At 49.8% G+C, this 24,355-nt stretch carries 40 protein-coding genes and 1 rRNA gene (1 of these 41 cut by a window edge); 34 read left to right on the forward strand and 7 right to left on the reverse strand.

The genetic code is table 11. The annotated features are described in order from the left end of the window. Window positions 1–123: 123 nt before the first annotated feature. From rpsJ to rplQ, 28 genes are all read left to right on the forward strand, one after another. Window positions 124–435, forward strand: coding sequence for a 30S ribosomal protein S10 (gene rpsJ / locus E1N14_RS01210; RefSeq protein WP_011635639.1), 312 nt, complete (start codon window positions 124–126; stop codon window positions 433–435). A 27-nt stretch (window positions 436–462) separates the two neighbouring features. Further along, window positions 463–1,101, forward strand: coding sequence for a 50S ribosomal protein L3 (gene rplC, locus E1N14_RS01215; protein ID WP_025889970.1), 639 nt, complete (start codon window positions 463–465; stop codon window positions 1,099–1,101). Between the two features lie 17 nt (window positions 1,102–1,118). Then, window positions 1,119–1,724, forward strand: a complete 606-nt coding sequence (gene rplD / locus E1N14_RS01220; RefSeq protein ID WP_025011959.1) for a 50S ribosomal protein L4 — start codon at window positions 1,119–1,121, stop codon at window positions 1,722–1,724. Continuing rightward, complete coding sequence (gene rplW / locus E1N14_RS01225; RefSeq protein ID WP_025011960.1) at window positions 1,721–2,023, forward strand: 50S ribosomal protein L23; 303 nt, start codon at window positions 1,721–1,723, stop codon at window positions 2,021–2,023. The genes rplD and rplW overlap by 4 nt, the downstream gene beginning before the upstream one ends. A gap of 11 nt (window positions 2,024–2,034) precedes the next feature. Further along, window positions 2,035–2,859, forward strand: a complete 825-nt coding sequence (gene rplB, locus E1N14_RS01230; RefSeq protein ID WP_025011961.1) for a 50S ribosomal protein L2 — start codon at window positions 2,035–2,037, stop codon at window positions 2,857–2,859. A gap of 14 nt (window positions 2,860–2,873) precedes the next feature. Beyond that, entirely contained in the window at window positions 2,874–3,152 is a 279-nt protein-coding gene (gene rpsS, locus E1N14_RS01235) for a 30S ribosomal protein S19 (RefSeq protein WP_025011962.1), read from the forward strand. 15 nt (window positions 3,153–3,167) lie between these two features. Continuing rightward, on the forward strand, window positions 3,168–3,500 hold the full coding sequence (gene rplV, locus E1N14_RS01240; RefSeq protein WP_025011963.1) for a 50S ribosomal protein L22: 333 nt from the start codon (window positions 3,168–3,170) through the stop codon (window positions 3,498–3,500). Window positions 3,501–3,509: 9 nt separating this feature from the next. Continuing rightward, window positions 3,510–4,199 (forward strand): 30S ribosomal protein S3, encoded by a 690-nt coding sequence (gene rpsC / locus E1N14_RS01245; RefSeq protein WP_025011964.1) that lies wholly within the window; start codon window positions 3,510–3,512, stop codon window positions 4,197–4,199. A gap of 11 nt (window positions 4,200–4,210) precedes the next feature. Continuing rightward, window positions 4,211–4,621, forward strand: coding sequence for a 50S ribosomal protein L16 (gene rplP, locus E1N14_RS01250; protein ID WP_025011965.1), 411 nt, complete (start codon window positions 4,211–4,213; stop codon window positions 4,619–4,621). Further along, window positions 4,621–4,812, forward strand: a complete 192-nt coding sequence (gene rpmC / locus E1N14_RS01255; protein WP_011758342.1) for a 50S ribosomal protein L29 — start codon at window positions 4,621–4,623, stop codon at window positions 4,810–4,812. Before rplP ends, rpmC begins: the two co-directional genes overlap by 1 nt. Next, on the forward strand, window positions 4,812–5,060 hold the full coding sequence (rpsQ, locus tag E1N14_RS01260; RefSeq protein WP_025011966.1) for a 30S ribosomal protein S17: 249 nt from the start codon (window positions 4,812–4,814) through the stop codon (window positions 5,058–5,060). Before rpmC ends, rpsQ begins: the two co-directional genes overlap by 1 nt. A 180-nt stretch (window positions 5,061–5,240) precedes the next feature. Further along, window positions 5,241–5,609, forward strand: a complete 369-nt coding sequence (rplN, locus tag E1N14_RS01265; protein WP_011494644.1) for a 50S ribosomal protein L14 — start codon at window positions 5,241–5,243, stop codon at window positions 5,607–5,609. Window positions 5,610–5,620: 11 nt separating this feature from the next. After that, entirely contained in the window at window positions 5,621–5,935 is a 315-nt protein-coding gene (gene rplX, locus E1N14_RS01270) for a 50S ribosomal protein L24 (RefSeq protein ID WP_025011967.1), read from the forward strand. A 12-nt stretch (window positions 5,936–5,947) separates the two neighbouring features. Beyond that, a complete protein-coding gene (rplE, locus tag E1N14_RS01275; protein ID WP_025011968.1) occupies window positions 5,948–6,487 on the forward strand; it encodes a 50S ribosomal protein L5 in 540 nt (179 codons plus the stop codon). A gap of 11 nt (window positions 6,488–6,498) precedes the next feature. Then, window positions 6,499–6,804 carry a 30S ribosomal protein S14 gene (gene rpsN / locus E1N14_RS01280; protein WP_025011969.1) on the forward strand — a complete coding sequence of 102 codons (306 nt, stop codon included), beginning with the start codon at window positions 6,499–6,501 and terminating at the stop codon, window positions 6,802–6,804. Between the two features lie 24 nt (window positions 6,805–6,828). Continuing rightward, on the forward strand, window positions 6,829–7,224 hold the full coding sequence (rpsH, locus tag E1N14_RS01285) for a 30S ribosomal protein S8 (RefSeq protein WP_025011970.1): 396 nt from the start codon (window positions 6,829–6,831) through the stop codon (window positions 7,222–7,224). Window positions 7,225–7,234: 10 nt separating this feature from the next. Further along, entirely contained in the window at window positions 7,235–7,768 is a 534-nt protein-coding gene (gene rplF, locus E1N14_RS01290; RefSeq protein ID WP_025011971.1) for a 50S ribosomal protein L6, read from the forward strand. Between the two features lie 10 nt (window positions 7,769–7,778). Beyond that, entirely contained in the window at window positions 7,779–8,129 is a 351-nt protein-coding gene (rplR, locus tag E1N14_RS01295; protein WP_025011972.1) for a 50S ribosomal protein L18, read from the forward strand. Between the two features lie 11 nt (window positions 8,130–8,140). Continuing rightward, entirely contained in the window at window positions 8,141–8,644 is a 504-nt protein-coding gene (rpsE, locus tag E1N14_RS01300; protein ID WP_025011973.1) for a 30S ribosomal protein S5, read from the forward strand. Window positions 8,645–8,650: 6 nt separating this feature from the next. Continuing rightward, entirely contained in the window at window positions 8,651–8,833 is a 183-nt protein-coding gene (gene rpmD / locus E1N14_RS01305; protein ID WP_025011974.1) for a 50S ribosomal protein L30, read from the forward strand. Between the two features lie 3 nt (window positions 8,834–8,836). Next, on the forward strand, window positions 8,837–9,280 hold the full coding sequence (gene rplO / locus E1N14_RS01310) for a 50S ribosomal protein L15 (RefSeq protein ID WP_025011975.1): 444 nt from the start codon (window positions 8,837–8,839) through the stop codon (window positions 9,278–9,280). Between the two features lie 7 nt (window positions 9,281–9,287). After that, complete coding sequence (secY, locus tag E1N14_RS01315; RefSeq protein WP_025011976.1) at window positions 9,288–10,628, forward strand: preprotein translocase subunit SecY; 1,341 nt, start codon at window positions 9,288–9,290, stop codon at window positions 10,626–10,628. Window positions 10,629–10,650: 22 nt separating this feature from the next. Then, entirely contained in the window at window positions 10,651–10,764 is a 114-nt protein-coding gene (gene rpmJ / locus E1N14_RS01320) for a 50S ribosomal protein L36 (protein ID WP_006083579.1), read from the forward strand. Window positions 10,765–10,878: 114 nt separating this feature from the next. Then, window positions 10,879–11,235 carry a 30S ribosomal protein S13 gene (gene rpsM, locus E1N14_RS01325; RefSeq protein WP_025011977.1) on the forward strand — a complete coding sequence of 119 codons (357 nt, stop codon included), beginning with the start codon at window positions 10,879–10,881 and terminating at the stop codon, window positions 11,233–11,235. A gap of 14 nt (window positions 11,236–11,249) precedes the next feature. Then, window positions 11,250–11,642: a 30S ribosomal protein S11 gene (gene rpsK / locus E1N14_RS01330; protein WP_025011978.1), complete on the forward strand. Its 393-nt coding sequence runs from the start codon at window positions 11,250–11,252 to the stop codon at window positions 11,640–11,642. A 34-nt stretch (window positions 11,643–11,676) separates the two neighbouring features. After that, a complete protein-coding gene (rpsD, locus tag E1N14_RS01335) occupies window positions 11,677–12,297 on the forward strand; it encodes a 30S ribosomal protein S4 (protein ID WP_025011979.1) in 621 nt (206 codons plus the stop codon). Window positions 12,298–12,321: 24 nt separating this feature from the next. Next, the gene (locus E1N14_RS01340) at window positions 12,322–13,311 is read left to right on the forward strand and encodes a DNA-directed RNA polymerase subunit alpha (protein WP_025011980.1); all 990 of its coding nucleotides are present in this window, start codon (window positions 12,322–12,324) and stop codon (window positions 13,309–13,311) included. Between the two features lie 41 nt (window positions 13,312–13,352). Continuing rightward, window positions 13,353–13,751 carry a 50S ribosomal protein L17 gene (rplQ, locus tag E1N14_RS01345; RefSeq protein WP_028781249.1) on the forward strand — a complete coding sequence of 133 codons (399 nt, stop codon included), beginning with the start codon at window positions 13,353–13,355 and terminating at the stop codon, window positions 13,749–13,751. Between the two features lie 64 nt (window positions 13,752–13,815). Here the strand turns inward: rplQ and E1N14_RS01350 are convergent, their stop codons facing one another. From E1N14_RS01350 to ccmA, 6 genes are all read right to left on the reverse strand, one after another. Beyond that, window positions 13,816–14,790 (reverse strand): ABC transporter substrate-binding protein, encoded by a 975-nt coding sequence (locus tag E1N14_RS01350; protein ID WP_051547194.1) that lies wholly within the window; start codon window positions 14,788–14,790, stop codon window positions 13,816–13,818. 103 nt (window positions 14,791–14,893) lie between these two features. After that, window positions 14,894–15,382, reverse strand: a complete 489-nt coding sequence (ccmE, locus tag E1N14_RS01355) for a cytochrome c maturation protein CcmE (protein ID WP_025889966.1) — start codon at window positions 15,380–15,382, stop codon at window positions 14,894–14,896. Then, window positions 15,379–15,579: a heme exporter protein CcmD gene (gene ccmD / locus E1N14_RS01360; RefSeq protein ID WP_025011982.1), complete on the reverse strand. Its 201-nt coding sequence runs from the start codon at window positions 15,577–15,579 to the stop codon at window positions 15,379–15,381. Before ccmD ends, ccmE begins: the two co-directional genes overlap by 4 nt. Next, on the reverse strand, window positions 15,579–16,325 hold the full coding sequence (locus E1N14_RS01365) for a heme ABC transporter permease (protein ID WP_025011983.1): 747 nt from the start codon (window positions 16,323–16,325) through the stop codon (window positions 15,579–15,581). Before E1N14_RS01365 ends, ccmD begins: the two co-directional genes overlap by 1 nt. A 1-nt stretch (window position 16,326) precedes the next feature. Further along, window positions 16,327–17,013, reverse strand: a complete 687-nt coding sequence (gene ccmB / locus E1N14_RS01370) for a heme exporter protein CcmB (protein WP_025011984.1) — start codon at window positions 17,011–17,013, stop codon at window positions 16,327–16,329. Between the two features lie 12 nt (window positions 17,014–17,025). Next, entirely contained in the window at window positions 17,026–17,673 is a 648-nt protein-coding gene (gene ccmA / locus E1N14_RS01375; RefSeq protein WP_062793947.1) for a cytochrome c biogenesis heme-transporting ATPase CcmA, read from the reverse strand. A 322-nt stretch (window positions 17,674–17,995) separates the two neighbouring features. Here ccmA and E1N14_RS01380 point away from each other — a divergent pair, with 322 nt between their 5' ends. Continuing rightward, window positions 17,996–18,289, forward strand: coding sequence for a c-type cytochrome (locus E1N14_RS01380; RefSeq protein ID WP_025011985.1), 294 nt, complete (start codon window positions 17,996–17,998; stop codon window positions 18,287–18,289). A 60-nt stretch (window positions 18,290–18,349) separates the two neighbouring features. On the opposite strand, the gene ccmI is transcribed toward E1N14_RS01380, so the two are convergent. Further along, window positions 18,350–19,603, reverse strand: a complete 1,254-nt coding sequence (ccmI, locus tag E1N14_RS01385; protein WP_025011986.1) for a c-type cytochrome biogenesis protein CcmI — start codon at window positions 19,601–19,603, stop codon at window positions 18,350–18,352. 454 nt (window positions 19,604–20,057) lie between these two features. Between ccmI and E1N14_RS01390 the strand changes: the two genes are divergently transcribed. The 5 genes from E1N14_RS01390 to E1N14_RS01410 all read left to right on the forward strand — a co-directional run. Next, a complete protein-coding gene (locus tag E1N14_RS01390) occupies window positions 20,058–22,034 on the forward strand; it encodes a heme lyase CcmF/NrfE family subunit (RefSeq protein ID WP_025011987.1) in 1,977 nt (658 codons plus the stop codon). Between the two features lie 16 nt (window positions 22,035–22,050). Continuing rightward, on the forward strand, window positions 22,051–22,605 hold the full coding sequence (locus E1N14_RS01395) for a DsbE family thiol:disulfide interchange protein (protein ID WP_025011988.1): 555 nt from the start codon (window positions 22,051–22,053) through the stop codon (window positions 22,603–22,605). Next, entirely contained in the window at window positions 22,602–23,081 is a 480-nt protein-coding gene (gene nrfF / locus E1N14_RS01400; RefSeq protein WP_025011989.1) for a heme lyase NrfEFG subunit NrfF, read from the forward strand. Before E1N14_RS01395 ends, nrfF begins: the two co-directional genes overlap by 4 nt. Beyond that, complete coding sequence (locus tag E1N14_RS01405) at window positions 23,081–23,665, forward strand: TlpA disulfide reductase family protein (protein ID WP_025011990.1); 585 nt, start codon at window positions 23,081–23,083, stop codon at window positions 23,663–23,665. Before nrfF ends, E1N14_RS01405 begins: the two co-directional genes overlap by 1 nt. 433 nt (window positions 23,666–24,098) lie before the next feature. Then, a 16S ribosomal RNA gene (locus E1N14_RS01410) occupies window positions 24,099–24,355 on the forward strand; it runs 1,288 nt beyond the window's last position.

Below are 24,355 nucleotides of genomic sequence, written 5' to 3' on the forward strand. Positions count from 1 at the left end.
CTAAACACAAATACAGCGACTCCGATTGGGAGTCGAACGGTTAAATCATCTCGCTCTGTCTTTCCAAGAAAGGAAATGGCTAGAGGGTGATTTTTTATGTGTCCATTTTAGGAGCTCTGGTCAATGCAGAACCAAAGAATCCGTATCCGCTTGAAAGGATTTGATCATCGTTTGATTGATCAGTCTACTGCGGAAATCGTTGAAACTGCTAAGCGTACTGGCGCCCAGGTACGTGGTCCTATCCCACTGCCTACGCGCAAAGAGCGTTATACCGTTTTGATCTCTCCGCACGTTAATAAAGATGCTCGTGACCAATACGAAATCCGTACTCACAAGCGTTTGGTTGACATCGTAGAGCCAACTGAGAAGACAGTCGACGCGCTGATGCGTCTGGATCTTGCGGCTGGTGTCGACGTACAGATTAGCTTGGGTTAATTGAGATCCTTAGAAGAGGTTTGAGAGATGGCTATCGGTCTTATTGGTCGTAAAGTGGGTATGACCCGCATCTTCACCGAAGATGGCGTGTCTATCCCTGTTACTGTAATTGAAGTAAATGCAAACCGCGTTACTCAGGTGAAAACTCTGGAAAACGACGGCTACCGTGCACTTCAAGTTACTACTGGTGCCAAAAAAGCCAACCGCATCACTAAACCAGAAGCAGGTCACTTTGCCAAAGCGGGCGTTGACGCCGGCCGTGGTTTGTGGGAAATGCGTCTGGCAGACGGTGAAGGCGAAGGCATTGAAGTTGGTGCTGAGCTGAACGTAGATATCTTCGCTGACGTAGCGAAAGTAGATGTTACCGGTCAATCAAAAGGTAAAGGTTTCCAAGGTGGCGTTAAGCGCTGGAACTTCCGTACCCAGGATATGACTCACGGTAACTCATTGGCGCACCGTGCTAACGGTTCTATCGGTCAGAACCAGACGCCAGGTCGCGTATTCAAAGGCAAAAAAATGTCAGGCCACATGGGTGCTGAGCGTGTTACCACTCAAAATCTGGACGTAGTACGTGTAGATGCTGAGCGTAACCTGCTGCTGGTTAAAGGTGCTGTTCCAGGCGCTACCAATGGCGACCTGATCATCAAGCCTGCCGTTAAAGCCTAAGGTCTGAGGAGATAGTAATGGAATTGGTATTGAAAGACGCGCAAAGCGCTCTTGAAGTTTCCGAAACTACCTTCGGCCGTGACTTTAATGAAGCACTGGTTCATCAGGTAGTTGTAGCTTACGCTGCAAACGCGCGTCAGGGCACTCGTGCTCAGAAAACTCGCGCTGAAGTGACTGGCTCTGGCAAAAAGCCATGGCGCCAAAAAGGTACTGGCCGCGCTCGTGCGGGTGGTGTCAAGGGCCCAATCTGGCGTGGCGGTGGCGTAACTTTCGCTGCTAAAACCCAGGATCACAGCCAGAAAGTCAACAAGAAAATGTACCGCGGCGCTCTGAAGAGCATTCTGTCCGAGCTGGTACGTCAAGAACGTCTGATCGTTGTTGAAAAGTTTGCTGTTGAAGCTCCTAAAACTAAAGAGCTGAAGGCCAAGCTGAAAGACATGGGTCTGGAAGACGTATTGATTGTAACTTCCGAAGTTGACGAGAACCTGTTCTTGGCAGCTCGCAACCTGTACAAGGTTGATGTTCGTGATGTTGCTGGTATCGACCCAGTAAGCCTGATCGCGTTCGACAAAGTGCTGGTAACTGCTGATGCTGTTAAGCAAATCGAGGAGATGCTGGCATGATCCGCGAAGAACGTTTACTGAAAGTTATTCTGGCGCCTCACATCTCTGAAAAGAGTACTGTGGTTGCTGAGAAGAACAACACTGTAGTTTTCCGTGTAGCTATCGACGCCACTAAAGCAGAGATCAAAGCTGCAGTTGAAAAACTGTTTGAAGTTGAAGTTGATTCAGTTCGCACTCTGGTGAACAAAGGCAAAACCAAGCGTCACGGTGCCCGTGCTGGTCGTCGCAGCGATTGGAAAAAAGCCTATGTTACTCTGGCTGAGGGTGCTGACATCGATTTCGTCGGCGCTGAAGCGTAAGGAGATTACTCATGGCAGTTATTAAGTGTAAGCCAACCTCTCCAGGTCGTCGCCACGTCGTTAAAGTGGTGAACACTGACCTGCACAAGGGTAAACCTTTTGCTGGCCTGTTGGCGAAAAAATCTAAGAGTGGCGGCCGTAACAACACTGGTCGTATCACTGTTCGTCACGTTGGTGGTGGTCATAAGCAACACTACCGTCTTATTGACTTCAAACGTGATAAAGATGGTATCCCAGCGAAGATTGAGCGTCTGGAATACGATCCAAACCGTACTGCGCACATCGCGCTGGTACTGTACGCAGACGGTGAGCGTCGCTATATCCTGGCAGCCAAAGGCATGCAGGCTGGTGACAAAATCGTTTCTGGCGTAGAAGCTGAAATCAAGACAGGTAACGCCCTGCCACTGCGTAACATCCCAGTTGGTAGCGTAGTTCACGCTGTTGAAATGAAACCTGGCAAAGGTGCTCAAATTGCACGTTCTGCCGGTGCTTATGTACAAGTTGTAGCTCGTGATGGCGCTTATGCCACTCTGCGTCTTCGCTCTGGCGAAATGCGCAAAGTGCCAGTTGATTGCCGCGCGACTCTGGGTGAAGTTGGTAACGCCGAGCATATGCTGCGTCAGCTGGGTAAAGCTGGTGCCAAGCGCTGGAGAGGCGTACGCCCAACAGTTCGTGGTGTTGCAATGAACCCAGTAGACCACCCACATGGTGGTGGTGAAGGCCGTACTTCTGGTGGTCGTCACCCAGTGACTCCATGGGGTGTGCCAACTAAGGGTTACAAGACCCGTAGTAACAAGCGCACTGACAAGTACATCGTACGTCGTCGTAATAAATAGTAAGAGGATTCGCCATGCCACGTTCTCTCAAGAAAGGTCCATTCATTGACCTGCACTTGCTGAAGAAGGTAGAGAAAGCGGTGGAAGCAGGTGACAAGAAGCCTATTAAGACTTGGTCACGTCGCTCTATGATCATTCCAAACATGATTGGTTTGACCATCGCTGTCCATAATGGTCGTCAGCACGTTCCTGTGTTCGTAACTGACGAAATGATCGGCCACAAGCTTGGTGAATTCTCACCAACTCGCACTTATCGCGGCCATGCTGCTGATAAGAAAGCGAAGAAGCGCTAATACGGGAGGAGTAAGATGGAAGTTTTAGCTAAACATCGTTTTGCCCGTACGTCGCCTCAAAAGGCTCGTTTGGTAGCTGATCAGATCCGCGGTCTGCCTGTTTCCAAGGCCCTCGAGATCCTGACCTTTAGCCCCAAGAAAGCCGCCGTACTGGTCAAAAAAGTACTGGATTCAGCCATTGCCAATGCTGAGCACAATCAAGGTGCCGACATTGATGAACTGAAAGTTGGAAAAGTCTTCGTTGATGAAGGCCCAACCATGAAGCGCATCATGCCACGTGCTAAAGGTCGCGCCGACCGTATCATGAAGCGTACCAGCCACATTACTGTGGTTGTATCAGATCGCTAGGAGAGAGCAATGGGACAGAAAGTACATCCTAATGGTATCCGTCTGGGTATCACTAAGCCTTGGATCTCTACCTGGTACGCTGATAAAGCAGACTACGCTGCTAATCTGCACGGCGACTGGGAAGTGCGTAAGTTTCTCGAAGAGAAGCTGAAAGCCGCATCAGTATCTAAGATCGTTATCGAACGCCCAGCGAAAAGCATCCGCGTTACTATTCACACTGCCCGTCCAGGTGTTGTGATCGGTAAGAAAGGTGAAGACGTTGAGGTTCTGCGTGCTGAAGTTGCCAAAATTACTGGCACTCCTGCGCAAATTAACATCGCTGAGATCCGCAAGCCTGAGTTGGACGCCAAGCTGGTAGCCGATTCAATCGCTCAACAGCTGGAACGTCGTGTTATGTTCCGTCGCGCTATGAAGCGTGCGGTACAGAACGCTATGCGTCTGGGCGCTAAAGGTATCAAAGTTGAAGTTAGTGGCCGTTTAGGCGGCGCTGAGATTGCGCGCACCGAGTGGTATCGCGAAGGCCGTGTGCCTCTGCATACACTGCGTGCTGACATCGACTATTCAACCTCTGAAAGTCACACTCAATACGGTGTGATCGGCATTAAAGTTTGGGTCTTCAAAGGTGAAGTTCTGGACGGTATCATGCCTCAGATCGAAGAGCCGAAGCAGCAACCTAAGCGCAAGCCTCGTGGTAAATAGGAGAGCCGGCAATGCTGCAACCTAAACGTATGAAGTTTCGCAAAATGTTCAAAGGCCGCAACCGCGGTCTGGCGAACGGTACTGAAGTTAGCTTCGGTACATTTGGTCTGAAAGCAGTTGGCCGCGGCCGTTTGACTGCACGTCAGATCGAATCTGCCCGTCGTGCAATGACACGTCACGTTAAGCGTCAAGGAAAAATCTGGATCCGGGTTTTCCCTGACAAGCCAATTACCTCTAAGCCTCTTGAAGTGCGTATGGGTAAAGGTAAAGGTAACGTTGAATACTGGGTATGTCAGATTCAACCAGGTAAGGTACTCTATGAAATGAATGGCGTTTCAGAAGAGCTGGCCCGCGAAGCTTTCGCACTGGCCGCTGCTAAACTGCCTATCAAGACTACCTTCGTAACTAAGACGGTGATGTAATGAAAGCGAGCGAACTGAGAGAAAAGAGCGTTGAGGAATTGAACGCTGAACTGCTTGGTCTGCTGCGTGAGCAGTTTAACCTGCGTATGCAACACGCCACTGGTCAGCTGGCACAAACTCACCAGCTGAAGCAAGTGCGCCGTAACATTGCGCGCGTTAAGACCATTATTACTTCTAAGGCAGGTGCATAATGTCTGAGAAAATCCGTACTTTGCAGGGTAAAGTCATCAGCGACAAGATGGACAAGTCCATCACTGTAGCTGTTGAGCGTCAAGTTAAGCACCCAATCTACGGTAAGTACATCAAACGTACTACTAAGATCCATGCACATGACGAACAAAACCAGTGTAAAGAAGGTGATTTCGTGTCTATTCGCGAATGTCGCCCTCTGTCCAAGACCAAGTCATGGACCCTGGTTGAAGTAGTAAGCAAGGCCTAATTTTTAATTAGGTTAACTGGTAAACGGCTCCTTTTCGGGGCCGTTTGTTTTTTAATACTATCCATCCTCTATTTATGGTGTTATACTTGCGCGCCATTTTTGACCGATTTGAACGGCAAAAGTGGTGTTTATTTAGCCCCATGGTGGGGATTGTGTAGTAACGATAGCGGAGCACTTAAAATGATCCAAATGCAATCGACTCTCGATGTCGCATGTAACAGCGGCGCGCGCAGAGTTCAGTGTATTAAGGTCTTGGGTGGCTCTCATCGTCGTTATGCCGGTATCGGCGACATCATCAAGGTTTCTGTTAAAGAAGCCATTCCTCGCGCTAAAGCGAAGAAAGGTGATGTGTATAACGCGGTGGTAGTCCGTACTAAGAAAGGCGTACGTCGTCCAGACGGTTCTGTCATTCGCTTCGATCGGAATGCAGCGGTATTGCTTAACGCAAACCTTGCCCCGATTGGTACTCGTATCTTTGGACCTGTGACACGTGAACTGCGTACTGAGCAATTCATGAAGATTGTGTCGCTGGCACCAGAAGTACTGTAAGGAGCTTCAAAATGGCAGCAAAAATCCGTCGTGAAGACGAAGTAATTGTACTGGCCGGTAAGGATAAGGGTAAGCGCGGTAAGGTTACTCGTGTACTTACTACCGGTAAGTTAATTGTTGAAGGCATCAATCTCGTTAAGAAGCACCAGAAGCCTAACCCACAACTGGGTGTGACTGGTGGTATCGTTGAGAAAGAAGCACCGATTCAAGCATCTAATGTTGCGATCTTTAACCCTGTCACTGGCAAGGCGGATCGTGTTGGTTTCCGATTCGAAGACGGTAAGAAAGTCCGTTTCTTCAAATCGAACAGTGAACTCGTTAAGTAACTGGAGTAAACGATGGCGAAACTGCATGATAGATACAAAGAGACTGTTGTTGCTGAACTGACTAAAAAGTTCGGTTATACCAGTGTCATGCAAGTCCCTCGGATTGAGAAAATCACCCTGAACATGGGTGTTGGCGAAGCCGTAGCTGACAAGAAAATCATGGAAAATGCTGTCCGTGATATGACTGCTATTGCCGGCCAAAAACCAGTTGTGACTGTAGCTCGTAAGTCAGTTGCTGGTTTTAAAATCCGTGAAGGCTACCCTATTGGCTGTAAAGTGACCCTGCGCGGTGAGCGTATGTGGGAATTCTTTGAGCGTTTAGTTGACATCGCAATCCCTCGTATCCGTGACTTCCGTGGCCTGAGCGCTAAGTCGTTCGACGGCCGTGGTAACTACGCGATGGGCGTGCGCGAGCAGATCATCTTCCCAGAAATCGACTACGATAAAGTCGATAAGATTCGTGGTATGGATATTGTTATCACTACCTCTGCGAATACTGACGAAGAAGGTCGCGCTTTGCTTGATGCTTTCAACTTCCCATTCAAGAAATAAGGGGTAGCGAAATGGCAAAACTGTCAATGAAGGCACGTGAAGCAAAACGTGCAAAGCTCGTGGCCAAGTATGCTGAAAAGCGTGCAGCTCTTAAGGCTATCATCAGCAGCCCTGAGTCTTCTGACGAAGCTCGTTGGGATGCGGTTCTTAAGCTGCAAGCTCTACCACGTGATTCAAGCGCATCGCGTCAACGCAATCGCTGTAATCAAACTGGCCGCCCTCATGGTTTCCTGCGCAAATTCGGCCTGAGCCGTATCAAGCTGCGTGAAGCAACCATGCGTGGTGAAGTTCCTGGTCTGCGTAAGGCCAGCTGGTAAGCACTTGTCACGGAGTAAGCTAATATGAGCATGCAAGATCCTATTGCGGATATGTTGACCCGTATTCGTAACGGCCAAGCTGCTAACAAAGTATCTGTGAAGATGCCTTCTGCCAAACTGAAAGTTGCTATCGCAAAGCTGCTGAAAGATGAAGGTTACATCACTGACTACGCCGTAGCAGAAGAAGGCGCTAAGCCTGAACTGGAAATCACTCTGAAGTATTTCCAGGGCCAACCTGTTGTTGAGACTATCCAGCGCGTAAGCCGTCCTGGTCTTCGTATTTACAAAGGTAAAGACGAGCTGCCAAAGGTTATGGGCGGACTGGGTGTCGCAATTGTGTCCACTTCTAAAGGCCTGATGACTGATCGTGCCGCCCGCCTTGCAGGCATGGGTGGTGAGGTTATCTGCTACGTAGCGTAAGGAGCTAGGAATGTCTCGTGTAGCAAAAGCACCAGTATCTATTCCAGCCGGCGTAGAGGTGACTTTAAACGACCAAACTATTACCGTTAAAGGCGGTAAAGGTAGTCTGACTCGAGTAATCAACAGCGCAGTTAACGTTGTTGTTGAAGGTGCGGAAATCAAGTTCTCTCCTGTCGAAGGCGTTGCTAACGCTTGGGCACAGGCTGGTACTGCTCGTGCACTGATCAACAACATGGTTGTTGGTGTTTCTCAGGGTTTCGAAAAGAAGCTGAAGCTGGTTGGTGTGGGTTACCGTGCCAAAGTTAGCGGCAGCGCTCTTGACCTGACCTTAGGTTTCTCTCACCCTCTGGTTCATCAATTGCCAGCAGGCGTTACAGCTGAATGCCCAAGCCAAACAGACATCGTACTGAAAAGTATCGATAAAGAGCTGGTTGGTCAGGTTGCGGCTGAAATTCGTGGCTATCGTCCACCAGAGCCTTATAAGGGCAAGGGTGTTCGCTATGATGACGAACAAGTACGCCGTAAAGAGGCTAAGAAGAAGTAGGTAACGCGATATGGATAAGAAAACATCTCGCTTGCGCCGCGCGACTCGCGCTCGCAAGAAGATCCAAGAGCTGGGCGCCAACCGTCTGGTTGTACATCGTACACCGCGTCACATTTACGCTCAGGTAATCAACCCTGAAGCTCAGGTGTTGGCTGTTGCCTCTACTGCCGAGAAAGCAGTAAAGGAACAACTGAAGTACACCGGTAACGTAGATGCGGCCAAAGCAGTAGGTAAAGCTATTGCTGAGCGCGCGATCGAAAAAGGCGTAACTGTTGTTGCTTTCGATCGTTCTGGGTTCAAGTATCACGGTCGTGTTGCTGCTCTTGCAGAAGCCGCTCGTGAAGCTGGCCTCCAGTTCTAAGGGGTAAAACAATGGCTAAATTAGAAGCTCAGCAAAAAGACGATCTGCAAGAAAAGCTGATTGCAGTTAATCGTGTTTCTAAAGTAGTTAAAGGTGGTCGTATCTTTAGCTTCACCGCTCTGACTGTAGTGGGTGATGGTAATGGTAAGATCGGCTACGGCTATGGTAAAGCGCGTGAAGTTCCAGCTGCTATTCAAAAAGCAATGGAAAAAGCCCGTCGCAACATGGTTACTGTAAACCTGAACGAAGGCACTCTGCACCATCCAGTGAAGGGTCGCCACTCTGGTTCACGCGTTTATATGCAACCTGCTTCAGAGGGTACCGGTATTATCGCCGGTGGCGCAATGCGTGCCGTATTGGAAGTAGCAGGCGTTCACAACGTTCTGTCGAAAGCATACGGTTCTACTAACCCGATCAACATCGTTCGTGCAACTGTTGACGCTCTGGTACACATGAAGTCACCAGCGCAGATTGCAGCCAAGCGTGGCCTGAATGTTGATGAAATTCGGGGGTAATGCACCATGGCTACTAAAACTATCAAAGTAACCCAGACCAAAAGTGCTATCGGCCGTCTGCCTAAGCACAAGGCCACTCTGACTGGTCTTGGTCTGCGTCGTATTGGTCACACCGTTGAGCTGGAAGATACTCCTGCTGTTCGCGGTATGATCAATAAGGTCTACTACATGGTAAAGGTGGAGGACTAATAAATGCGTCTGAATACTTTATCTCCAGCAGCAGGCGCTAAGTCTGCACCTAAGCGTGTAGGCCGTGGTATTGGTTCTGGCTTAGGTAAGACCGCTGGTCGCGGTCACAAGGGTCAAAAATCTCGTAGCGGTGGCGGTGTACGCCCTGGCTTCGAGGGTGGTCAAATGCCACTTAAGATCCGTCTGCCTAAGTTCGGCTTTACCTCGCGTATCGCTATGGTAACTGCTGAAGTTCGCTTGAGCGAACTGGCAAAAGTTACTGGTGACGTTATCGACCTGAACGCACTGAAAGATGCGAACGTAATAACTCGCAACATCCAGTTTGCGAAAATCGTTCTTTCAGGTACCATTGAGCGCCCAGTGACCGTAAAAGGTCTGAAGGTAACCAAAGGTGCACGCGCAGTTATCGAAGCTGCCGGCGGTAAGATCGAGAATATCGAGGAATAATAGGTCGATGGCAAAACCAGGACTTGATTTAAAAAGCGCGAAAGGTGGACTTTCTGAATTGAAAGCTCGCCTCCTGTTCGTGATTGGCGCAATTATCGTGTTTCGTGCCGGTTCATTTGTGCCAATTCCTGGTATTGACGCTGCTGTATTGGCAGAGCTCTTTGCTCAGCAAAAGAGCACCATCCTGGGCATGTTCAACATGTTCTCGGGTGGTGCCCTTGAGCGCGCCTCTATTTTTGCATTGGGGATCATGCCGTATATTTCGGCCTCGATCATCATGCAGTTGCTGACTGTTGTGCATCCCGCACTCGCTGAACTGAAGAAGGAAGGTGAGTCAGGACGCAAGAAAATCAGCCAGTATACAAGATGGGGTACGCTGGTGTTGGGTACATTCCAGTCGATCGGTATTGCAACAGGATTGCCAAATCTGGTGAACGGCCTGGTGGTCGATCCTGGTTTTGAGTTCTATTTTGTTGCAGTCGTCAGTTTAGTCACCGGAACCATGTTCCTGATGTGGCTTGGCGAGCAAATTACCGAGCGTGGTATAGGTAACGGTATTTCGATCCTGATTTTCGCAGGTATCGTAGCCGGTCTGCCTTCTGCTATCGGTCAAACGGCCGAGCAAGCGCGTCAAGGCGACTTGAACGTACTGGTATTGTTGTTGATTGCGGTGATTGTGTTTGCCGTAACCTATTTCGTGGTATTTGTGGAGCGTGGTCAGCGTCGTATCGTCGTTAACTATGCCAAGCGTCAGCAAGGCCGTAAGGTGTTTGCCGCGCAGTCAACCCACCTGCCGCTGAAGGTTAATATGGCCGGCGTAATTCCGCCAATTTTTGCGTCCAGCATTATTCTGTTCCCAGGCACACTGGCTCAGTGGTTTGGTAAGAATCCGTCTATGGAATGGCTGTCTGAGGTTTCTCTCGCAGTTTCTCCCGGACAGCCGCTGTACTCTCTGTTGTATGCAGCAGCAATTATTTTCTTCTGTTTCTTCTATACCGCGTTGGTATTTAACCCACGCGAGACAGCAGATAACCTGAAGAAGAGCGGTGCGTTTATTCCCGGGATCCGTCCCGGCGAACAGACTTCGCGTTACATTGATAAAGTGATGACCCGTTTGACTCTGGCAGGCGCGTTGTATATTACCTTTATCTGTTTAATTCCGGAGTTCATGTTAATCGCATGGAAAGTACAGTTCTATTTTGGCGGTACTTCACTACTGATTATGGTAGTTGTGATCATGGACTTCATGGCTCAGGTTCAGACCCATATGATGTCTCATCAATATGAGTCTGTGATGAAGAAAGCTAATCTGGTGAACAAAGCGAATCTCGATCGCTTTGGTCGATAAGATAGCTTTACGGAGTGATGAAATGAAAGTTCGAGCTTCCGTGAAGAAGATCTGCCGTAACTGCAAGATCGTCAAGCGTAGTGGCGTTGTACGCGTTATCTGTGTTGAACCAAAACACAAACAGCGTCAAGGCTAAAAAATCTTGGCCAGCTCTTAACTGGGCTGGCCAAAAATATTGTTTGCAAACTAGTCATCTGTCGAGTATCCTTTCGGGCTTTTCACAGATGGCCTTTAACTTAAGGAGTGCATAGTGGCCCGTATCGCTGGCATTAACATTCCTGATCAAAAGCACACAGTCATTGCACTGACTGCTATCTACGGTATCGGTCGTACTCGCGCTAAAGCTATCTGCGCGGCTACAGCCATTGCCGAAGACGCTAAGATCAAGGAATTGAGCGAAGCTCAAATCGATACTCTACGCGAAGAAGTTGCCAAATACTCAGTAGAAGGTGACTTACGCCGTGAGGTTTCAATGAACATCAAGCGTCTTATGGACCTTGGTTGTTATCGTGGCCTCCGCCATCGCCGTAGCCTGCCTCTCCGTGGGCAACGTACTAAGACCAATGCGCGTACTCGCAAAGGTCCACGTAAACCAATCAAGAAGTAACGGGAAGGTAGACAATGGCTAAAGTTCCGTCACGTTCTCCGCGTAAGCGCGTACGTAAACAGGTTGCTGATGGCATGGCTCATATCCATGCGTCTTTCAACAATACAATTGTTACTATCACAGATCGTCAAGGTAACGCTCTGTCATGGGCGACTGCAGGTGGTTCAGGTTTCCGTGGTTCACGTAAATCTACTCCATTTGCTGCGCAGGTGGCAGCTGAGCGCGCAGGTACTGCCGCTCAGGATTATGGTGTTAAAAACCTTGAAGTTTTCGTGAAGGGTCCAGGTCCAGGTCGTGAGTCAGCCATTCGTGCGCTGAACGCTGTTGGTTACAAAATTACCAACATCACTGATGTGACGCCGATCCCTCATAACGGTTGTCGTCCTCCTAAAAAACGCCGCGTGTAATTGGCAGTTTCGTTAGGATAGTTGGAGAAAGATCATGGCAAGATACTTGGGTCCCAAGCTCAAGCTCAGCCGCCGGGAAGGTACTGACCTTTTCCTGAAAAGCGGTGTGAGAGCAATCGATTCGAAGTGTAAGCTGGAAGCAGCACCTGGACAGCATGGCGCTCGTAAGCCACGTCTGTCTGATTATGGCTTGCAGTTACGCGAGAAACAAAAAGTTCGTCGTATTTACGGTGTGCTGGAAAAGCAATTCCGTAACTACTACAAAGAGGCTGCACGTCTGAAAGGCAACACAGGTGAAAACCTGCTGCAACTTTTGGAAACCCGTCTGGATAACGTAGTTTATCGTATGGGCTTTGGTGCGACTCGTGCAGAAGCACGTCAGCTGGTTAGCCATAAGTCAATTATGGTCAACGGTCGTGTTGTTAACATTCCGTCATTCAAAGTGTCTGCGAATGATGTTGTAAGCATTCGCGAGAAGTCACAGAAGCAAGCCCGTATCAAGGCTGCTCTGGAAGTGGCTGCTCAACGCGAGAAGCCTACATGGGTTGAAGTCGACAGCGCAAAAATGGAAGGTGCTTTCAAGCGTCTGCCAGAACGTAGCGATTTGTCTGCGGAAATTAACGAACAGCTGATCGTCGAGCTTTACTCTAAGTAAGGCTAACAAACAAGAGAGGACACAATGCAGGGTTCTGTTACAGAATTTCTTAAACCGCGTCTCGTTGATATCGAGCAGGTTAACCCAACTCGTGCCAAGGTGACTCTGGAGCCACTCGAGCGTGGTTTCGGTCATACTTTGGGTAACGCGTTGCGTCGCATCCTATTGTCGTCTATGCCCGGCTGCGCGGTTACCGAAGTCGAGATCGACGGCGTACTGCATGAATACAGCAGTAAGGAAGGCGTACAAGAAGATATCCTTGAAATATTGCTGAACCTGAAAGGGCTGGCAGTCATTATCGAGGGTAAAGACGAGGCTATGCTCACTCTGAGCAAGTCCGGCGCAGGCCCTGTTACCGCAGCCGACATCACCCACGACGGCGATGTCACAATCGTGAACCCGGATCATGTTATCTGTCATCTGACTGGTAACAATGACATCAGCATGCGTATCCGTGTTGAGCGTGGTCGTGGTTATGTACCGGCTTCTGCCCGTGCACAAACCGAAGACGATGATCGCCCAATCGGTCGTTTGCTGGTTGATGCTTCATTCTCACCTGTTGCTCGCATTGCCTACAATGTAGAAGCAGCTCGTGTGGAACAGCGTACTGACTTGGACAAGCTGATCATCGATATGACCACTAACGGTACTATCGATCCTGAAGAAGCTATCCGTCGTTCTGCGACTATCCTGGCTGAACAGCTGGATGCCTTCGTTGAACTGCGTGATGTGACCGAGCCAGAGCAGAAGGAAGAGAAACCGGAGTTCGATCCGATTCTGTTGCGTCCTGTCGACGATTTAGAGCTAACTGTACGTTCGGCTAACTGTTTGAAAGCCGAAGCGATTCATTACATCGGAGATCTGGTACAACGCACTGAAGTTGAGCTGCTCAAAACACCTAACCTGGGTAAGAAATCTCTTACCGAGATCAAGGATGTGTTGGCATCTCGCGGACTGTCGCTAGGTATGCGTCTGGAAAACTGGCCACCGGCTAGTTTGGCAGACGACCTGTAAGTCCCAGGTTTTGTACAGATTTAGGTTATAAGGATTAGGTCATGCGCCATCGTAAGAGTGGTCGTCAACTTAACCGCAACAGCAGTCACCGCCAAGCCATGTTCCGTAACATGGCAAGTTCACTGGTTCGTCATGAAATCATCAAGACAACCGTAGTGAAGGCCAAAGAACTGCGTCGCGTAGTTGAGCCTCTGATAACACTTGCTAAAAGTGACAGCGTAGCAAACCGTCGTCTGGCGTTTGCTCGTACTCGCGACCAAGAAGTCGTAGGTAAACTGTTTAACGAACTGGGTCCACGCTATCAGGAACGTCCTGGTGGTTACACCCGTATCCTGAAGTGCGGTCTGCGTGCCGGTGATAAAGCCCCTATGGCTTACATCGAGCTGGTTGGTCGCCCAGAAGCTGCTGAAGCTGTAGAAGTTGAAGCTGCTGCTGAGTAATCTCAGGTAAGTTCTGAAAAAGCCCCGCTAACCGCGGGGCTTTTTATTTGTTCGTCGCCGAAGGTCAATCCACGAGTTCGGCCTGCTCCCTGACCCTTTCCGGCAAACTCAGTTGCCATCGCTTTAAACCACTCTCACTGAATAGATAAGCACCACTGGTATCCATCTTGGGGAATATCTCTGCCGGCATTTTGCCCGCCAGGATCTGTTTCGCTATGGTACCCGCTATGCGTCCATGTTTGTTGCCATCCAGAATATAGCCCCCAATATTGCCCTCAGGGCCGACACTGAAATGCCAAAAACCAAAATGAGGCACAGTGGCGTTGTCGTGGGTCCAACGCGCTACCTCCAGCTCATCTACCGTTTGTTGCTTATCGTCTTGCAGCGTTTGATACAGGGCCACAAACACGGCGTCATAGCCACGTTCTCTGGCACTCGAAACAGACGACTGCCAACTGCTGAACTTCTGATGTTGTTCTATATCGATTTGGTTGTTGCCTATCATCAAATTTTGGTTGAGCTTTTTGATGGAGGCTACCGCTGTATCCGAGGTATAGCCTGAGTCAAACAGTAACAAAAACTTGTGTGGTGGTTGAGTTGGCAGCATGGCCTGTGCCATCAAGAGGGAACGTTTGAACAGGGGGCGCTCCAGCACACCGGTAATGTTACCTGTATGCTTTATTCCGTAGTCACGAGGATTGCCGTTGATCCCTAGATAAACCACAGGAGTCTGGGTTTGGCTGAAGCGCTCATGTAGCAGCATCAAGGCATTGTCATCGGCGAGAAATACCAAATCGGGTTTAAGTTCCAGGTATCTTTGCCAAGCACTATCGGCCTGGATTTTAAATTGCGCTTTGGGTAGTCGCTTGGTATCGAGAGCGAAGGTGTGAAATTGGTGCTTATCACCGAGGATAGCTCTTATGCCGGCTTTATAACTTTGATCCCAGGGATATTCAGCATGGTAGGACTCAATCAGCAAGAGATTGGCGGCACCGGTTGGCAGTGAAAGCAGTAACCCCAGAAAAACCAATGCGCGCATGCTAAGTCCTTGTATCCAGTCTATAGAATTTTAGCGTGGCAGAAATTTCAGACTCTGCAAGTAATAAAAAAGCCTCCGAAGAGGCTTTTTTATCTATGGGCATTTACTTGGCGCCGCCGACCTGTTGCGTGTTGTACTCAAGCTTTTCATGGGTCTGGCCCATGGCTTCGGCAACTTCAGGTGGCATATAGTTTTCATCATGCTTGGCCAGCACTTCAGAGGCTTCTAACTTACCACCTTCAATCAATACGCCCTGAGCGACGATACCCTGGCCTTCACGGAAGAGGTCAGGCAAGAGGTCATCATAAGTCACAATGATTTCGCCGCCGGCGGCATCATGTACGGCAAACTCAACATGCAGGCTTTCAGGGTCACGCACCATAGAGCCTACAGTAACCATGCCGCCCACGCGGATCCGCTGGCCCACTTCCGGCTTGATGCCAGTATCCTTTTTACCATTGACTATCTCGGTGGGAGTATAGAAGAGGTTAAGGTTGGAGTTGAGGGCATATAACAGCAAGGAAGCCACGGCAGCAACACCTGCAATCAAGGCTACAGCCAATACCAGTCTCTTTTTGCGTCTTGGGTTCACGATCTGTTACTCCGGTTTTGAGCGAGGCGTTCCTCACGTTGCACTTTGGATGCTATTTCCTGCAGTACCCGACGCTTCTTCATCGAACTGACCAGGATAAGCAGGCTAAGGGACACGAAAGTGACACCGTAGGCCAACCACACATAGAAGGCATAGCCGCCCATGTTGAAAAACTCTGCTAAAGATTGAAACTGCATTATTTGACTCCTTCGGCCTTGGCCAGTTCCCTAACCCAAGGGCGCATTCCGTTACGGGCCAGAATTTCGGCACGGAAACGCACTAGAGTGATGGCACCTATCATCAAACCAAACCCAAATATGTTGATCAATAAAGGGTAGAGCATGTCGGTAGACATGGTCGACTTTTCGGTGATTCGGATAGTGGATGGCTGGTGCAGTGAGTTCCACCATTCAACCGAATACTTAATGATAGGGATATTGATCACTCCAACTATGGCCAGAATGCCGGCGGCTCTGGCGGCCAGAACCTTGTCTTCGAATGAGGCATAAAGAGAGATAACCCCTAGATACAGGAACAACAGCACAAGTTCAGAGGTCAGGCGTGCATCCCAAACCCACCAAGTGCCCCACATGGGTTTACCCCAGGTGGCACCAGTGAACAGAGCGATAAAGGTGACCACGGCACCAATTGGTGCGATAGAGGCAGCTGCCCAATCGGCCAGCTTGATCTGCCACACCAGGCCTATGAAGGCTGCGGTTGCCATACCCATGTAAGCAGCCATCGACATGGATGCCGCTGGTACGTGGATAAAGATAATACGGTAGCTGTCACCTTGTTGGTAATCTGTGGGAGCAAATGCCAAACCCCACACGGTTCCGGTTGCGATAAGTGCCAGGGCAAGCAGTGCAAACCAAGGCAGTAGTTTTCCTGACAGTTGATACGCCCTTTGAGGGTCGGCGTAGGGATGTAACCATTTCCACATTTCAGTTAGTACTCACTCGCAATGAGGCACCAATAGCAAAAGGTGCCAAGACTAAAGAACCGACCAGCATGGCGCCTAGAATCGCCAGCTGACCATCATAGGGTTGTTTGGATGCTGCAAAGTCGATCGCGCCGGTCGCAAAGATCAACACTGGTATATACAGTGGCAAAATCAGCAAGCTCAGCAGCACTCCGCCTTTGCGTAAGCCCACTGTAAGAGCAACACCTATGGCGCCAAGCAGACTCAATACAGGTGTCCCCAGCATCAAGGTGGCTATCAAGGCGCCGTAACTGTTGTCGTCCAGATGCAGCAGCACAGCCAACAGCGGTGCAATTATAATTAAAGGTACGCCAGTCAGTAACCAGTGAGCAAACACTTTGGCCAGTACCAACAGCGCCAGTGGCTGCGGGCTAAGCAACATCTGCTCCAGACTTCCGTCACTGAAGTCTGCCTTGAACAGCCGCTCCAGTGACAACATGGCTGCCAGCAAGGCCGCAACCCAGATAATCCCGGGAGCAATCCGGGTCAACACCTGTGGCTCAGGACCTATACCCAGCGGAAACAGGGTAACCACTATGATAAAAAACAGCAGTGGGTTAAAAATATCACCACGATGACGCACGGCAATCTGTAGATCCCGTTTCAGCAGGGTGAAAAATGCCTTGGTAAAACTAATGCCTCTGTTCATCTCTGCTAAGCCTTATACGAAGCGATAATCCAAGCGGATTTTCCGCAACCTTTCATCTGTAATGATGCCCATATCCTGGTGGGTCGTCAGAATGACGCAACCACCGGCATCGGCATGGCGAATATAGAGTTGCTCCAATTCAGCGACCCCTTTCTTGTCGATCGCGGTAAAGGGCTCATCCAGAATCCAGATTTTACAGGCGGTATGCCAGAGCCTGGCGAGTGCGGTTCGTCTGTGTTGGCCAGCAGAAAGGTGGCCTGCAAGCGCTTCTTCAAACCCGGTCAGGTTGACTTTGGCAAGGATTTCCCGTGCATCAAAGTCATCATACCCACTGATTCTTAAATTGAAGTTAAGGTTTTCCTCGGCGGTGAGTTCGCTTTTCACGCCGGCGAGATGGCCCAGATAAAGCAGGTTTTCATTGAACTCATCGCGGCAACGAGTGATAGCTTCTCCCTGAAACAGGACTTTCCCCCCGTATGGGCGCGACAGGCCTGCAAGGATCCGCAGCAGGCTGGTTTTACCTGCGCCGTTGGGACCTTCAATTTGGACTATATCGCCAGGGTTGATATCGAAGCTGAGTTCATCGAACAGTATCCGCTCTTCACGAATACAAGTGAGGCTGCTTGCCGACAGCAGTGATGTAGGTTTTGGTTCTGCCACTGAGCCCTCTATAACAAGCGGTAAGGAAACACAAGAGATACTAACACATGCTCTGGCTGGGGTTTACCACTGCATCGCACTAAGTTTCAGCAATTTGATATGCTTCCAATAAAAGTGAATTTTTGGGAACTTTTTAATCTGTTACTAATATATTAATGAATTCGCGACCTTTGTCCTTATTTACAGGACAAGCTGCGATTTTAATCACAAAAAGATGAGATTTGTTGAAGTTTGTTGTACTCTTAGCGAGCTAAAATGAGTCTGCCTATTTAACCAAGGGCAGCGTTGAGCTTTGTAAGTATTTGCATTAGGAACATTGAACATGAAAAAACTGTTAGCAATGACCGCAGTAGCTGCATTGACTATGTCTGCGAACGTGTCAGCCCAAGAAGGTGAGGCCGTTTTCAATAAAGCCTGCCAAGTCTGCCATAGCATGGGTGTTGCCGGTGCACCTAAAGCACACGATGCTGCTGCTTGGGAGCCTCGCCTGGCCAAAGGTATCGACACCCTGCTTAACAGCGTTAAGTCTGGTTTGAACGCTATGCCTCCTGGTGGCATGTGCACAGATTGTACTGATGAAGATTACAAGAACGCTATCGAGTTCATGTCCAAGTAATCAGGTATCATCATAAAAAAACCGGCATCAGCCGGTTTTTTTATGTCTGTTTACCAAGGATTACTGGACTTCGGTATCCAGCACCAGTTCGCCGCTGGCACCAACTTTAATGCTGGCCAGCTTACCTTGCAGATCGCCAGGCTGAGGCTTAACGCTGCCATGCTTGGACAATACCGCAATCACTTCAACGTCGGTTGCATCACTGAGTTTGACGTTGCCGCCCATGTTGGTGGAGTCATCCAGAGTCACAGTCACAGGTAATGACTTGGCACTCACCTTGGTGGCCGCCAGTGGAACTTTGGGGCCTTCCGTCGCTCTGGCAAAGATGAACAGCATATCAGTATTGCTGACCTTGGCTGCCAGTTCAGGAGCGATAGAAACATTCAGTGTCACTGTCTTGGCTGTGGCTGCCTTCAGGCCTTTATGGGCTTCGTCATTCGGCATGGTGGCACCACCTTCTGCCTGCATACGCATCTTGGCGCTGTCGATAGCATTGATCAGTGCGGCACGATCCACGTCGGCTCTATCGCTGTCGAGAATAGTCTGCCAAGCGCCGATGGCCTTGTTGTAGTCTGCGGTAAAGAAAGCATCCATACCAACCAGCAGTAAAGTGGAAGGGTCTTGTGGATCCAGCTTCAGTGCCTGATCGATCAGCGACTGAACCACAGGGATCATCTGCTGGCCAGCCTTATAGTAGAGGGCGGTGGCTTTAGGACCCAGCAGCTCGGCATGTACACCCACAAGTTCGATCACTTTATCGAAGGCCGCGACTGCCTGATCATATTGTCCGGCAGAGATATAGGCGTGACCCAGGCTGAACCAAGCCTGGCTGTTTTCAGGCTCCTGTTGCACAGCTGACTCCATCATCTGCACTCGCTGCATCATGATCTGCTCAGTGCTCATACCGGCATGGGGATTCTCTGGTTGAGGCGAATCGATATTTTGATAGGCACCCAACTGCTGATAGGAGTAGCCGGCAACAACCAGTAATACAACCGACATCAGACTTGGCCAGAGTAGCCCTTTAGGCTTAGCCTGAGAGTCGAGTGATTCGTCGGCTCCTTGTTTGATGTCCTGCAGTAAGCTGACTTCCAGTTCTTTTTTCAGGGATTCAAATTCGTCTTGATCCAGCAGTTCTTCCTGGTGTTCCTTCTCCAGAATGGCTAGACGTTCATTAAACAGTTCCAGGTTGGTCTGTTTGCGGACACCGGACTCTTCAGCCTTGAGCAGCTTCTGTTGCCGGAAGTGAGGAAGCCAGATCAGCCCCAGGCTGACTAACACAACAATCGCAATAAAAATCCAAAAAGTGGTCATTATGTTTATTTCACGTTGGTTTGTGACAAAGCGGGGTTACCGCACGGCCTGACTGCAAGATTATACGGAAAGATGATTCATTGAACAGTAATATAAGCCCCCCATCTGGGTTAATGGTCATAGTTGGGCACTGGTTCACAGTTCCAAATTTCAGCAAAAAATTCAATGAAACTTCTCTAGTTAACGCCTGTCACAGCCTTGAGTCTTGCCGCCTTTTCCCTACTGATATTGGCCTCTCGGAGAATGAGAGCCGCAACCCATAATTGGTGGAAAGTGGCAGACAGGAACAAAAGCAAATACTAAAATGAGCAAAAATTCGTAATATATACCTGTTAACCGTTACGGCTTTTAAGCCGTGATTAAGTTAACAAGGTAATGGTGTGTGCCCCGTAGTTGTGCGTCTGCCCAGAATAAGAAGCTTGGCAGACATTGACCTGGAAACTGAGGAAAACCCATGATCCCAGAACTTGGACATTTCTCATTGATCATAGGGATGGCGTTCGCTGTACTGCTGATGACCGTCCCCCTGATCGGTGTTGCCCGCAAAGACCAATACTTAGTGCGCTATGCCTGGCCTCTGAGTTACGGTATGTTTTTATTCATCTTTTTATCGGTAATCGCGCTGGGTTACAGCTTCGCAACCGATGACTTCTCAGTCGCCTATGTGGCCCATCATTCCAATTCTCAATTGCCTATCTTCTTTAAGATTGCAGCAGTTTGGGGTGGTCATGAAGGTTCGCTGTTGTTCTGGGTCTTCTCACTTTCTGTATGGGCTGCAGCTGTAGCCTTCTTCAGTAAGGGGTTGGAAGAGGTGTTCACCGCTCGGGTATTGGCCGTGTTGGCGATGATCACCATAGGCTTTACCCTGTTCATGCTACTCACTTCCAGTCCATTCGAACGTTTATTCCCGATCCCGGCGGAAGGGCGCGACCTTAATCCCATGCTGCAGGATGTGGGTCTGATCTTCCACCCGCCTATGCTGTATCTGGGTTATGTGGGTTTCTCTGTCAGCTTTGCTTTCGCCATCGCCGCACTGATGAGCGGTCGACTCGATTCTGCCTGGGCTCGTTGGAGCCGCCCTTGGACTCTGGCCGCCTGGATTTTCCTAACAGGTGGTATCGCACTGGGCTCCTGGTGGGCATATTACGAGCTCGGCTGGGGTGGTTGGTGGTTCTGGGATCCGGTTGAAAACGCATCCTTTATGCCATGGCTGGTCGGTACAGCGCTGGTTCACTCCTTGATAGTGACAGAGAAACGCGGTGCCTTCCGTAACTGGACAGTACTCTTGTCTATCTTTGCCTTCTCCCTGAGCTTATTGGGTACCTTTATCGTTCGTTCTGGTGTGCTGACCTCAGTGCACTCCTTTGCGGCAGACCCAAGCCGGGGTATGTTCATTCTACTGCTGCTTGGCTTGGCCATAGGCGGTTCGCTGACACTGTTTGCTTTCCGTGCCAGTGAAATGAGCAGCCCTGCCCGTTTCGAGCTGAAATCCAAAGAAACCATGCTGCTGGTCTGTAACGTATTGCTGACCGTAGCGGCAGGTACCGTATTGCTTGGTACCCTTTACCCGCTGCTGATCGATGCTTTGGGCATGGGTAAGATTTCCGTTGGCCCACCATACTTCAATGCAGTATTTGTTCCCATCGTGCTGGTACTGTTCGGCTTTATGGGGATTGGCCCCATCATTCGCTGGAAAAAATCCAAGCAGGGTGAGCTCAAGCGCCAGCTGTTGTTGCCTGCGATCATTTCAGCTGTACTGGGCGTGATAGCGCCATTTATTGCCGGTGGTGAGTTCAACATCTGGGTTGCACTGGGTATAGGTGCGGCTGTCTGGATTGTGCTGGCGACTCTGCGTGCCGGTTACAACGTGATTAAAGCGAAAGACGGCAGTGTCAGTTTGGCGCGTATGGGCCGCAGTGAACTGGGGATGATCATCGCCCACCTGGGTATTGCTGTCTCTGTAGTGGGGGCCACCATGGTGTCCAACTACTCTATTGAGAAGAGTGTGCGCATGGGCCCAGGCGTCAGCCATGAGTTGGCCGGTTACACCTTTAAGTATCTGGAAACCCGTAACGTTGTTGGCCCTAACTACACGGCACAGCAAGGGCAGGTTGAAATACTGAAAGATGGCGAAAAGATTGCTCTGTTGCAGCCGGATCGTCGTCAATACAATGTTCGCACCATGGATATGACAGAGGCCGGTATCGACTGGGGTCTGTTCCGGGATCTCTATGTCACTATGGGCGACCCTGTAAGCCGTACTGAGTTTGCAGTGCGACTGAACTACAAACCTTTTGTTCGTTGGTTGTGGTTTGGCGGTATCTTTATGATGGTTGGTGGTTTCTTTGCGGCTTCAGATAAGCGCTATCGTGCCAAAGCCCGCGCTGAAGAAGCGGCTGCAGCCAAGAAAGCCAAACTGGCAACAGCCTGAAACAGGTAAGAAGAAGATGAAGAAGCTAATACTTTTTATTCCACTGATATTGTTTCTTTTGATGGGGATCTTCCTTTACAAGGGACTGTTCTTGAATCCACAGCAGTTGGATTCTGCGTTGGAAGGTAAGCCTGTGCCTGCCTTCCAGCTGGAGAAACTGGAAACGCCGGGAGAGATGATCACCAACGAAGATCTTAAAGGTAAGGTATCCATGCTGAACGTATGGGCGACTTGGTGCCCATCCTGTAAGTATGAACATCCCTACCTGATGCAGTTGGCTCGACAAAACTTGGTGCCCATCTATGGCATCAACTACCGTGACGAGCGGGCGCTGGCGGTAAGAGAACTCTCTCGCCAAGGCGACCCCTACACGTTGAATATCTATGACAAGGACGGTCGTCTCGGTCTGGATCTCGGGGTATATGGTGCGCCGGAGAGTTTCATCGTGGATCACAACGGTGTCATTCGTTATCGCTATGCCGGGCCGGTAGATATGCGGGTTTGGAAAGAAACCTTGTATCCCATGATCCAACAGTTGCAGGCCGAGGCCGCTAAGGATAAAGCGTCATGAGAAAGTTGTTGCTGAAAACCTTTGCTATTGCGGCGCTCCTGCTCGGTTATGCCGCTCAGGTGGCGGCAACGCCGGTGGATACCTTCGAGTTCAGTTCTCCTGATAAGCAGAAGCGGGCATTGTCGCTGGCTCATGAGCTGCGCTGCCCCCAGTGTCAGAATCAAAACCTGATCGATTCCAACTCACCGGTTGCCCGCGATCTGCGTCTTGAAGTGTACAAGATGGTGGAAGAGGGCAAGGCTGATGATGAAATCGTCCAGTTCATGACCAGTCGCTACGGCGAATTCGTTCTCTATAAGCCAAGGCTTGAGACCAAGACCTACGTCCTTTGGCTGGGCCCTGTGGCGTTGCTGTTGTTCGGTGGTTTGATTGGCTTTATTTTCATCCGCAAACAGCGTACTACCGGTGGTAAAGCGCTCGAACTGTCTGCCGAAGAACAACGCCAGTTGGATGAGCTATTGAAGCGAGACAAGTAATGAGCAAACTCAGATACTCATTACTCTTGCTGGCGTCCCTGTCTCTGGGGGCGCAGGCTTATCCCGGTATGCAGCCGAAGGATCACAATCAGATCCAATCCAGTGTCGACAAGATCAATGTACTCCCTCACAGCTTCCCTCTGGAAGTGGTTCCCTTCCAGGATAAGACCGGTAGCCAATTGGATTTCAGTCAACACAAGGGAAAAGTGGTGTTGGTCAACATTTGGGCTACTTGGTGTCCTCCTTGTGTCAGGGAGTTGCCTGCTCTGGAGCGGCTTGAAGGGCAGTTCAGTGATAAGGAGTTTGCCCTGCTGCCGATTTCCATCGATCAGGGTGGCCAGGAGCAAGTGGCCAGTTTTCTACAATCCCTGGGGATGGCAAATTTCCGCAGTTACTACGACCCACAAATGCAGTTGGGGCAGATATTCCCACTCGATACTATCCCGGCGACCTTTATTCTTAATGGTAAAGGGGAGCTGATTGCCTTTGTCCGCAGTTTCGTCGACTGGGGTGACCCAAAGGCGATAGCCTTACTCGAAGGCTTTATTGAACAGGAAAATGCACCCAAGTCGGCCGCAAACTGAGTAAATTAGGGCGTAAAATAGCCATAATTGCAGAAAAAGATCGTTTTTGCCTAAAAGATCGGCAAGCGATCTTTTTTCTTATAAAAAGCCCTTGCACAAAAGTTTTGGCTCCCTATAATGCGCTCCCACTGACACGGCACAGCGGCAACGCGAAAGACGTGACAGGGTCGAAGAAAAACGGCTCTCGAGTCCTTTCAACGACAGGCGAAAAAAGATGGTAATTACCTCTTGACGCCGCAGCAGGAAAGCGTAGAATACGCAGCCCTGACCCGATGGCCGCAGCGCCTAAGGGATTGCTCTTTAACAAGATAAACAAGCAAATCTGTGTGGACACTCACAGGCATTGAGAAATCGACAAAACGATTTAACTCGATGAAGAGTGTTCATACGAACAGAATTCATTGAGTCGATTCTTCGGAATCAACCAAAACTTTAATTGAAGAGTTTGATCATGGCTCAGATTGAACGCTGGCGGCAGGCCTAACACATGCAAGTCGAGCGGTAACATTTCAAAAGCTTGCTTTTGAAGATGACGAGCGGCGGACGGGTGAGTAATGCCTGGGAATTTGCCCATTTGTGGGGGATAACAGTTGGAAACGACTGCTAATACCGCATACGCCCTACGGGGGAAAGCAGGGGACCTTCGGGCCTTGCGCTGATGGATAAGCCCAGGTGGGATTAGCTAGTAGG

The organism is Shewanella algae, assembly GCF_009183365.2.
GTDB classification, from domain to species: domain Bacteria; phylum Pseudomonadota; class Gammaproteobacteria; order Enterobacterales; family Shewanellaceae; genus Shewanella; species Shewanella algae.